9 protein-coding genes are annotated in these 9,925 nt (G+C 40.1%); 1 reads left to right on the forward strand and 8 read right to left on the reverse strand.

Going from position 1 to position 9,925, the window contains the following annotated elements:
* Window positions 1-117: 117 nt before the first annotated feature.
* The gene (ltrA, locus tag QM629_RS07535) at window positions 118-1,281 is read left to right on the forward strand and encodes a group II intron reverse transcriptase/maturase (protein ID WP_415158790.1); all 1,164 of its coding nucleotides are present in this window, start codon (window positions 118-120) and stop codon (window positions 1,279-1,281) included.
* A gap of 275 nt (window positions 1,282-1,556) precedes the next feature.
* Here the strand turns inward: ltrA and QM629_RS07540 are convergent, their stop codons facing one another.
* The 8 genes from QM629_RS07540 to QM629_RS07575 all read right to left on the reverse strand — a co-directional run.
* Window positions 1,557-1,838 carry a helix-turn-helix domain-containing protein gene (locus tag QM629_RS07540; protein WP_415158792.1) on the reverse strand — a complete coding sequence of 94 codons (282 nt, stop codon included), beginning with the start codon at window positions 1,836-1,838 and terminating at the stop codon, window positions 1,557-1,559.
* Window positions 1,839-1,868: 30 nt separating this feature from the next.
* On the reverse strand, window positions 1,869-2,153 hold the full coding sequence (locus QM629_RS07545; RefSeq protein WP_415158794.1) for a hypothetical protein: 285 nt from the start codon (window positions 2,151-2,153) through the stop codon (window positions 1,869-1,871).
* 206 nt (window positions 2,154-2,359) lie between these two features.
* On the reverse strand, window positions 2,360-4,792 hold the full coding sequence (locus QM629_RS07550) for a glycosyl hydrolase family 95 catalytic domain-containing protein (protein ID WP_415158796.1): 2,433 nt from the start codon (window positions 4,790-4,792) through the stop codon (window positions 2,360-2,362).
* 47 nt (window positions 4,793-4,839) lie between these two features.
* Window positions 4,840-6,369: a beta-galactosidase gene (locus QM629_RS07555; protein WP_415158798.1), complete on the reverse strand. Its 1,530-nt coding sequence runs from the start codon at window positions 6,367-6,369 to the stop codon at window positions 4,840-4,842.
* Window positions 6,369-8,186 carry a right-handed parallel beta-helix repeat-containing protein gene (locus tag QM629_RS07560; RefSeq protein ID WP_415158800.1) on the reverse strand — a complete coding sequence of 606 codons (1,818 nt, stop codon included), beginning with the start codon at window positions 8,184-8,186 and terminating at the stop codon, window positions 6,369-6,371. Before QM629_RS07560 ends, QM629_RS07555 begins: the two co-directional genes overlap by 1 nt.
* Entirely contained in the window at window positions 8,183-8,677 is a 495-nt protein-coding gene (locus tag QM629_RS07565) for a glycoside hydrolase domain-containing protein (protein ID WP_415158802.1), read from the reverse strand. The genes QM629_RS07560 and QM629_RS07565 overlap by 4 nt, the downstream gene beginning before the upstream one ends.
* A 530-nt stretch (window positions 8,678-9,207) precedes the next feature.
* A complete protein-coding gene (locus QM629_RS07570; RefSeq protein ID WP_415158804.1) occupies window positions 9,208-9,675 on the reverse strand; it encodes a DUF5018-related domain-containing protein in 468 nt (155 codons plus the stop codon).
* Between the two features lie 45 nt (window positions 9,676-9,720).
* Window positions 9,721-9,925: RagB/SusD family nutrient uptake outer membrane protein (locus tag QM629_RS07575; protein WP_415158806.1), on the reverse strand; the 205-nt coding region annotated here is incomplete at its 5' end.

Genomic DNA, 9,925 nt, shown 5'->3' on the forward strand with positions numbered 1-9,925 from the left:
CCATGCGATAATTTGCGACCATCTATCTTTTGGCCTATAAGTACTTCTAAATTTTGCATACGCAAAAGTAGGAAAATAAAGCGAGAAATGTCGCCTATCCTGTGAAATGGTTGGTACATGCCGCCACCGGTGAAACTGATTGAGATACCGAAGAAAGGAGGTGGGCTAAGACCTCTGGGCATACCTACCATCGCAGACCGGATTGCCCAATCTGTAGTAAGAGGGCTATTAGAGCCAACGCTGGAGCCATTGCTTATAAAAGACTCTTATGGTTACCGACCGGGGAGGTCAGCCAAACAGGCTGTTGAAAGGGTAAGGCAATTATGCTGGCAACGGTCGTGGGTGATAGACCTGGACATCAAAGGGTTCTTTGACAACATTCCACATGATCTGCTGATGAAAGCAGTCAGCAGGCATTGCGAAACAAAGTGGATACTGTTATATATCGAAAGATGGCTGACAGCACCACTACAGTTAGCTGATGGGAGGCAGGTATCAAGAACCAAAGGAGTACCACAAGGTTCTGTGATCGGGCCACTGCTTGCCAACCTTTACCTCCATTACACAATGGACAAATGGTTGAGCATAGCGTACCCGCAGTGTACACTGGTACGTTATGTGGATGATGCCATCATCATGTGCAGGTCACGGGATGAAAGTCAGACAGTGATGAAATCGTTGGAGCAAAGGTTAACGGATTGTGGTCTTGAAATGCATGCATCAAAAACAAAGCTGGTGTACTGTAAAGACAGCAATAGAAAATTTTACAAAGATTATCCGGTTATCACGTTCGACTTTCTTGGGTTTACATTCATGCCAAGACAAGCACAGAACGGAAGAAAGGATGGATCATTCACTAATTTTCTTCCTGCTGTTAGTACAAAAGCGATGAAAGCGATGAATGAGAAGATGAGAAAGTGGAATGCATTGAAGAAAACTACAAACACGTTATCGGAGATAGCAGGCGAGATCAATCCGATAATCAGAGGATGGATCCATTACTATGGAACATTTTACAAAACAAAAATGAAAGAGTTTATGCACATATTAAATGTAAAGCTCGAAGCATGGGCAAGACGCAAATACAAAAGACTTCGAACGGGAGGGATGAAGACAGTCAGATGGCTTCATCAGATATCAGTGCGCAGACCAAAGATGTTTGCACATTGGGAACTACTGAACTCGAAACCCACGGTTGGAAAATCGGAGCCGTGTAACGGGAGACTGTTACGCACGGTTCTAACAGAATCTCAGGCTGTGATGCCTGGGTTTACTTACTAGGAGTTAAAAGAAGGGGCTTAGTTAAAGCCTCTTCTTTTTTAAATTCTGCCCTCATCAACATAAATCTTTTATGCAGGTTTCGTCAATGGTTTAAATTGTAAGAGTTTAATACGACGTTGTATACAAATGTGTCAATATCCCGGCAAAAGCCTATATTGAAATAACAATGCGGCGGTCTTACCATCGGCGTACTTTTCTGATAAGATGTATGCCATTTTTAGTGGGAGAGGTTCCATTTATACCTTTACAGCACGCTATCATAGCAGATAATTCTTTCAACCCATTTGTTTATTTTCCCTGATATATTCCATCACCTCCGAATAAAGAAAATAGACCCTGTTCCTGTATTTATGCGAAGGCAACCCACGCTTTACCCATTCTGTTAAGGTAACAAGAGATATATTAAGCCGTTTGGCAATTTCTTTCCTGCTAACCGGCAATTCTTCACGATCATTTGCAGGAATGTTTTTTACCAGGACTTCGGCCAGATGTTCCTGTAACGCTTCTCTAATCCATCTTTTAAAATCAATTTCCGTAGGAAAATAAATTGTCGCCATAGCTATCACTATTATTTAATCTAAAAAATATTACAACCTGTTCAGGAATATCCTGCTTCCAACAAGCGGATTCGATGAAGGTTCATATTGGATATAGCCGTATTCGCGCAGTTCATGCATGCATTTATTGTACGTCCTGCGGCTGATCTTCACCTTTTTTATTAGTGTGCGCCGGTTGATATAAATGTTATCCTGGCCGGCACACAAGCTCTGTTCATGCAGCAGGGCAATGTAAAGGCAGATATGCGTAACACCAATCCTGACATCATAGGCAATAGTTGCATCATCTTCGGCAGACTTAAGAAACGAATACAATAATTCCGCGCTTATTTATAATAATGCAAACATTTGTCAAAGATTATCAGTTGGTATTAATATTAAAAACAATATTCAGTTATGCTACGGCAAAGCCCCAATAGATGAACCGGCTGCTTTTTTATTTCGCTCAGGAATTTTTCATCAACAACGGTTAATTATCAGTCTATCTCTTATGTAGCTCGTTAAGCAGTATGGAAAGGTATTTATTGAGTAAAATTAATTAAGTTATACTGCCCGCCCGCTTTTGTATTAAGCGCTATTTCTTTTGTTCCATATTTAATAATACATAGACCACCCTTTTTTGAAAACAATATTGCCCGGGTAAGCTTGTTGTTTTTCCATTGCATGTCAATTACAAAACCACCCCTTGCGCAAAGCCCCTTTACAGAACCATCTTTCCATGAAGAAGGTAAAGCAGGAAGAAGCTCAATGAAATCCTCCTGGCTTTGCAATAACATTTCTGCAATGCCTGCCGTAGCGCCAAAATTGCCATCCAACTGAAAAGGGGGATGTGCACAAAATAAATTATTGTATGTGCCGCCGGCATTGTTCATGGCAACACCGGTTGCATGTGCAGGCTGCAATAAACGATTCAATAATTTTAAAGCATGATTACCATCATGCAAACGTGCCCAGAAATTAATTTTCCATGCCAGAGACCAGCCTGTGCCATCATCGCCTCTTGCTTCAAGCGATTTTTTCGCGGCTTCTGCCAATGCAGGCGTTTTGTCTAATGTTATCTCATCGCCCGGGTATAATGCAAACAAATGCGAAGAATGGCGATGGTGCGGTTCAACTTCCTTAAACCCCTGCGCCCATTCCATCAGCCTTCCATCTTTGCCAATGCCAGGCATGGCAATCTGATTATTGGTTTGCTGTAGTTGATGAATAAAGGCATCATCGTTACTTATATTTAATTCGCGCGCTGCCTGTAAAGTATTGTTGAATAAATCACGGATTACTTCCTGGTCGTGAGACGGCCCCATGCTTATGCTGGCAGTGCTTCCATCAGGCGCTACAAAACTATTCTCGGGTGATGATGCCGGTCCCGAAACAAGCTTACTGGTTGAAGGATCTTTCACAAGCCAGTCAAAATAAAATAAGCAGGCTTGTTGCAGAATGGGATAAACCTTACGCAAATAATTTGTATCGTGTGTAAATGCATAATGTTCCCATACATGCTGGCACATCCAGCCGGTAGCGCCAACATGTAAACCCCAGCCCGGGTCTTCGCCGGGCGCCGTGTAACCCCAAACATTTGTAATGGGATGAATACACCAGCCATGCATTTTATATTGTACCGATGCAGTTCTTGTACCGGGGGTTACCAACGATTCAATCAAACCAATCAACTGCATATCGCATTCGGAAAGATTGGTAACTTCAGATGGCCAGTAATTCATCTGCACATTTATATCGGTATGATAATCGCCGTTCCAGGGTGTCTGAATTTTGTTTCCCCAAATGCCCTGCAGGTTAGCAGGCAAACTGCCTTCCCTTGATGATGACAACAACACATAACGCCCAAACTGGTAATACAAAGAATAAAGGCCCGCTTCATTTTTTGTTTGAAGGTTTTTTTCAAGCAGTTGGTCTGTTGGGAGATTTTCATTCGGTGTTGATGTTAGTTGCAGTGATGACCTTTTCATGAAAAATGAAAAATCTTTTACATGCTTTTCTTTTAAAATATTATATGGTGTTGCAACTGCTTTGTTGGTTACTGCATTTAATTCATCTTCAAAACTGTTATTGATATAATCGGGGTAATGAAGTTTGTAATTGGTAGCTGCAGTAACAATAATAGTAACGGCATCAGCTTTTGAAATGATAAGTTCATTGCCATCTTTTTTTAAACTTCCACCACTTACAACCGGCACTGCATATACTTTATATTTCATTCCATCGCCGCCTTTGCCATTAATTAATGTGCCGCTCATAACAAGCCTGTTACCTTCTACGATAGTTGTAAATTTTTCGGGACGGCTAACAGACAGCGTAAATGAAATTGCATTGGCTTTATCTGCCGTTAAATGAATAACGATTGCTTTATCAGGGTTGCTGGCAAACACTTTCCTTGTAAATTGAATATTGTTTTGTTTGAAGCGGGTAAGCGCAATGCCATTAATCAAATCCAATTCGCGGTAATAATTTGCATAAGTGGTTTTTATATTGAAATCAATCCACAAATCGCCCAATGTTTGATAACAACCGTAAGGAACATCAGCGCCATTGCCGCTGCCAGAACCAGCACCTTTACATACCTGTGTCTTATTGGTAAGTTCAGTTGCTTCTTTATATTTACCTTCAAATAACAACTGTCTTATGCCGTTAAGATATTTTGATGCATCAGGGTTATCATTATCATCATTGCTGCCACTCCACAAAGATTTTTCGTTAAGCTGCAAGCGTTCCTTATTTACATCGCCAAATATCATAGCACCAATAAAACCATTGCCAACAGGGAGTGCTTTCAACCATTCGAAATCGTTTATCCATCCTGCTGAAGTATCTTTTACACCGGCATTGGCTGGATGATTATACCATAATTTTGTATGGTTGTTTTGACACAAAAGATGATTGCTGTTTATAAGCAATAACACAAAAAAAATTGTAGTGGCGATCTTAATGTTAAACATAAAATTTTTTATTAGGCTTTTGTCATAATTCATTAGGCTTGCAATTCCTAAAAACCAATATTCAATTTATACTGCGGCAATGCTTCAATTGAAATAAACCGGCTGCCCCCTGTTTTTATTTTATTCACCAATTTACGATCAACTCCCGTTATATTATCAGTCCAGTCCTGTATAGAAAATTGCAAAGCAGTTTTGTTAAGAAAATTTTTTGTGCCAGGCAGCCATGATGTGCCATTGAATAAATTATCTGTAAGCAATTTGCCATCCTGCTTACAGGTACACAAGCCGCCGGGATAATTTATTTTCAGAAACATATTGCTGGTATTTTTTGGTAATGCTGATGGAAGCGTAACTGTTGCAGTTTTGTTTTTAATGGTTGTTTTTGCATCAACAACAACCTTGTTTACAGCCAGGGAATATTCATCACACCATGCATATTTTTTTGCTATAAGTTTTTTATTGCTGAAAGAAAATGCGGCAACATTTGCCGGATAAACTTTAATATTGAATGAGGCATTATTCATTTGATGCAGTTGAATAGAACGGTCATCTGCAATAACATCCGCACTTGTAATTATCATCGCTTGTTTACCGTTGATGGTGGCGCCCCAGCTATTTTCCGCATCCTTTCTTGAAAGCAAAATAATGATGAGTTTTTTTCCTATAGTACCCTTCACAACGAAAGGTTCATTCAGCTTTAAGGAGCCGGCTACCAAACTATCTTTTTTTACTTCAACTGAAACAGATGAATTTACATCTTCGGGCTTCATCATAAATAAAGTGGTTGCATTGCCATTATTAATTTTTGCCAACGGTTGGGCTGTTGCATATTTAATGGTTACATCATTTATTTTTAAATTAAAAGGAAGTATTAAAGTTTTTTGCCCTTTCAAGGTTAACTCAGGGAAACGGATGGTTTCATTTTTCAGCCTAACCTGCACAACAACTTTTTTATCCGGCATTGATAAACGTACTATTGGCCCGCCATCTCTAAAAAACAAGCCATGCGTTTGTTTGCCGATTTCATTATATAAAGTAGTTGCAGAATCAAGATATTCCGGTGTGTTGCGGCGTGTGCCTTGCATGTGTTGGACCCAGCCAGGAAAGCCGCCATTCAATTGCTCACCATGGCTCCAGGGGCCAATACGCAGCCACACATACACGTTATGTTTTGCACAGAGTTGAATGAACTGTTTCAAATCACAGTTGCCTTTCCAGTCCCAAACTCCTTTTTCCGGTTCGTGTTCCTTCCAGAAAATATATGTCGCAATGATTGATAAGCCTGCATTTTTCATCTTTAAAATACCTTCTTCCCAATCCTGCGGCGGCACACGGTTGTAATGCATTTCGCCCATCAACGGGAACCAGGGCTTGCCATCTTTTTCAAAGTATTGATTGTTTGCAGAAAGCTTTACACCCTGCGGGTTTGTTGCCTGCATGTTTATAGCAACAGGTGTTGCGGCGGTTAAATGACTTGCATCAATTTCATACGTTTTTTGTGCATGGATGCTTATGCCGAAAACAATAAAAGCTGCTGTATTATTTAATGCAATGAATTTGATATTGAACTTAATCATCAATTATTTTTTCTTTCGTTAATAATTGCCATATCAGCTTTAATATCTTTTTTCTTCATTCCATCAAGCTGAATTTCGGGTTGCCAGCCTTCAAACTTATTGTGTGCAATTTTCACTTGTGCACATGCAGTGAGCGATATGGCTGCACGTTTTTCACCGGCTTTCATAAAGTTTGATTTTGTGATGGTATTGCCTGAAAACACAAGCCCGTTGGTGCTTTTGGCGAACAGTACCGGATAATCATACACCTTAAATAAGTTATTTTCTATTGTAATATTTTTATGTACATAATAACCCGGCATAAGCTGGTGCGCTTCGGGTTGTATATTGATGATATAATTGTTAGGGAAAGAATTATAACCGCATTCTATAAACTGGTTGTTGCGAATGGTTACATCCATTACAGGCCCTGATTCATACCAGCCTGATGCATCGTCTGCAATTAAAATGGCATGCATGCCAGTGCGGTAATACACGTTATTTTCAATAATTACTTTACGCCGCGTAGTTATTAGTGTGCCACGCGATATGGTCGTTTCAAACCGCGAATTTTTTATAGTGAGTGAAGGCGTCCATGTAATATTTTCCAGCACATCGCCAGGCTTTATTAAAGTAACAGGTTGCTGCAATTCCACCTGCATTTCCCTTTCTGAAATAAGCTTTGCAGATTTGATAATGCCGGCGCCAAATGTTTGCAGCGATTGTGCATGAACAAAAGCAACGCTGTCATTTTTATCAAACGCCATAAACCCATAAGTTTGATGGTGCATGAAGCGAAGTTTTAAGGTGGTTGGCGAAATAATTTCCGTTACCTGCAAATGTGTGCCATGTACATTCACCGGGTCATCATGCAAACCTTTAAAGCGGCAATGACTAATGGTGATTTGCCCTTTGCACCCGGAGAAATGCATGCCGTCAGCAGAGGAAGCAATTACCCTTCCGCTGCCTTGTTGCGGCGCTACAAGCACGCTGTCGTAATCAAGGTTTTCACAAAACTGCGATACAATGCCAAGCCCATGTAACGAATACATCTGCACATCGTGTAAGCTTATGTTTTTTGAACGGTTTTGAAAGGCAGCCACGTAATCCCTTATGGCATCGCGTATGGTAAGCACATCGCCGGTATCCGCTTTAAATTTTGAAAAATTTCCGGTAAACGTTACCGTAAGCGGCGCAATTACTTCGGCCCCGCTTTCATAAAAAGGAAGCCAGGAACTATAAAAGATAGTGCCCGTTGCTGGCTTCACCAGCGCTGCGAAAAAACCTTCAGGCCGCACCTTCCAGCCTTCCCCATACCATTCCAGCTTTCCATTAATTACAGCGAATTTTGAATCTGGATGAATAACTGCTTTTATAGCTGTTGGTGAAATGGATTTGATGGTCATTTCAGACATGCCGGGCCGCTCATAATTCACAGCAACATTTTTAATTTGTATGTTCTCGCTACTGTCAATAACCCATGTTATCATTTTGCCGTGAAACACAAACAAAGAACCATTACCTTCAATTGTAATGTTCTTTAAGTGTTTCAGCATTAAACCAACTTTTTGGTCTTTTACAGGCACTTCATTTTCATCGGATGTATTGCTGATGTAGTAATGGGTCTCTGTAGCTTTACCAGGCCAGAAATCATAGCGGCCTGTTGGAAAATTGATAACTGACGTTGATTGACCGCGGCAACTTTCAATAGCTTTTTGCACGCTTTCCGTAGCATCTTCAAAACTGTTTGGCCTTGCGCCAAACACAGTTACATCAATGGTTTGCGCATGTGCACAAAGCGAACAGCATAACAAATACAGAAGCAAAAAACGTATCATTGTTTTTTCTTTTTTATTATCAGCAGCCAGCCTTTACCAGGCTCAACAGTAAGCGGATTGTTTATATTAAAAGTTCGCTGCGGCCGATAATTATCAATAGCCGGTGCAAGCATTACCTCACCATGTTGCCAGCCAAGTTTTGCCGCATCAATATGAATATATACATCAACATTCTTTTTATTCCAGCCTGCAATGGCTATTAATATGCTATCCTTTTTTATATAGCTTGTTGCCAGAACTGACGAATCGCTGGTTGTAACAGGGTTGGATTTATCCCAATAGCCATGCATTTTTGCATCAGCAATTCCAAATTCATCCCAAACTTTCCATAAGGGCTTAGGGTCGCAAATAATGTTTTCCGTGCTCCATCCCAGCCTTGATGACATGCCGTATAACATGCCACGCCATTGGTTCCCGCATAAGTACAGCATATCACCCATCAAGCCAAAAGGAATGCCTGAAGTTTCAACCAGCCAGTTCGCAGGCAGCATGCCGAAGTTGAGGCATTGCTTATAAATGCGTTTATTTTTTTCAACTCCCTGTCTAATGCTAAGTCAGCCGGCTGGGGATTCATTCAGTAATTAGCCGGTTCATGTGCTCATTTTTATATCAGCCATTGAAAAACTATTCCTACTCTTGCGGTATGGATAAGTAGTAAGCAGCTTTAGCAACAGACACCCCGTCATAGCCATATCAAAATGTGTATGCAACTGGCCGGCCCATCGCTGCATACACAGCCATATTCCTATAATGTGGATAAGAAATTTTGCAACAGGCTTCTTTACCCCCTTTAATTTTACCTAATGTTGTTTAGCATACAAAAGTCTAATGCCTGTGTTATTCTTTTCCTATCTCATTTTTCCACCTATGTTTATATCCTCAAAAAATTACCGGAGTATTGAATAAAGAGGTTACCTTAAAAGCATTCAGCACAGCCTCTTTATTGTGTTAATGTTGATTAGAGCCACAATACTTTATTGCATTCCAATACAGCTCGTCCTTATGGATAAGTCAACCTTTGTCAAAGCGGGTAGGTATATATTACCCATTCCTTTTCATTACCATTTGCAGCTGTTACTACGTATGAGGCAGGGGATGAAAAATCACCGGGCACACCTAACTCTGGCGCTCCGTCAACAGGTGTAATGATAGCGCCATCAGGAATATAAGCAACTCCCCAAATATTTGTAAGTGTAACATTAGACAACTGGCTACTGGGAAAGCCAGATGGTATAGATGGAGTTACATATACAGTATCATTCGAGATACTTATACTAGTATTTAACTGTTGTGTTTTTACAACAATTTGTGTATCAACATTTGCTGTTCCAGCATTATTTATGGTTGTATCTATATATTTATGGATATAAATAAATCCTGTAATATCATTGGAAGAAGAATTAGTTGTTTCGGGAAGGTCTTTCTTTAAGCATGAACCAAATACTCCCATTACAACCAATAGGACAACTATTTTCAATATATCTTTCATAATAAATAAAATTGTTCATTAACTAATAAGTTATGCAAATGTTTTTTACCACCCCTCATTTTGTTCAAGGAGCGGCAAAGCAGTGATTTCATCTTGTGGAACAGGAAATAAATAGCGCTTGGGAGAAAATTTCAGCTCCAATCCGTTTTTTTCTGTTGCTTCAAATACGGAATAAGATTTTCCGTCAGCTGTAATAGCGATGCCATGAAGATACCCATTTAGTTCGGTTATGCTAGCTGCACTATTAGCA

Origin of the sequence: Parafilimonas sp. (assembly GCF_047606085.1) — a bacterium.
In the GTDB taxonomy this organism is placed as follows: domain Bacteria; phylum Bacteroidota; class Bacteroidia; order Chitinophagales; family Chitinophagaceae; genus Parafilimonas.

Excerpts from the sequence above, each read along its gene's own strand:
- ltrA (WP_415158790.1), top strand. The coding sequence starts at position 118 with ATGCCGCCACCGGTGAAACTGATTGAGATACCGAAGAAAGGAGGTGGG.
- QM629_RS07540 (WP_415158792.1), bottom strand. The coding sequence starts at position 1,838 with ATGGCGACAATTTATTTTCCTACGGAAATTGATTTTAAAAGATGGATT.
- QM629_RS07550 (WP_415158796.1), bottom strand. The coding sequence starts at position 4,792 with ATGTTTAACATTAAGATCGCCACTACAATTTTTTTTGTGTTATTGCTT.
- QM629_RS07555 (WP_415158798.1), bottom strand. The coding sequence starts at position 6,369 with ATGATTAAGTTCAATATCAAATTCATTGCATTAAATAATACAGCAGCT.
- QM629_RS07560 (WP_415158800.1), bottom strand. The coding sequence starts at position 8,186 with ATGATACGTTTTTTGCTTCTGTATTTGTTATGCTGTTCGCTTTGTGCA.
- QM629_RS07565 (WP_415158802.1), bottom strand. The coding sequence starts at position 8,677 with ATGCTGCCTGCGAACTGGCTGGTTGAAACTTCAGGCATTCCTTTTGGC.
- QM629_RS07570 (WP_415158804.1), bottom strand. The coding sequence starts at position 9,675 with ATGAAAGATATATTGAAAATAGTTGTCCTATTGGTTGTAATGGGAGTA.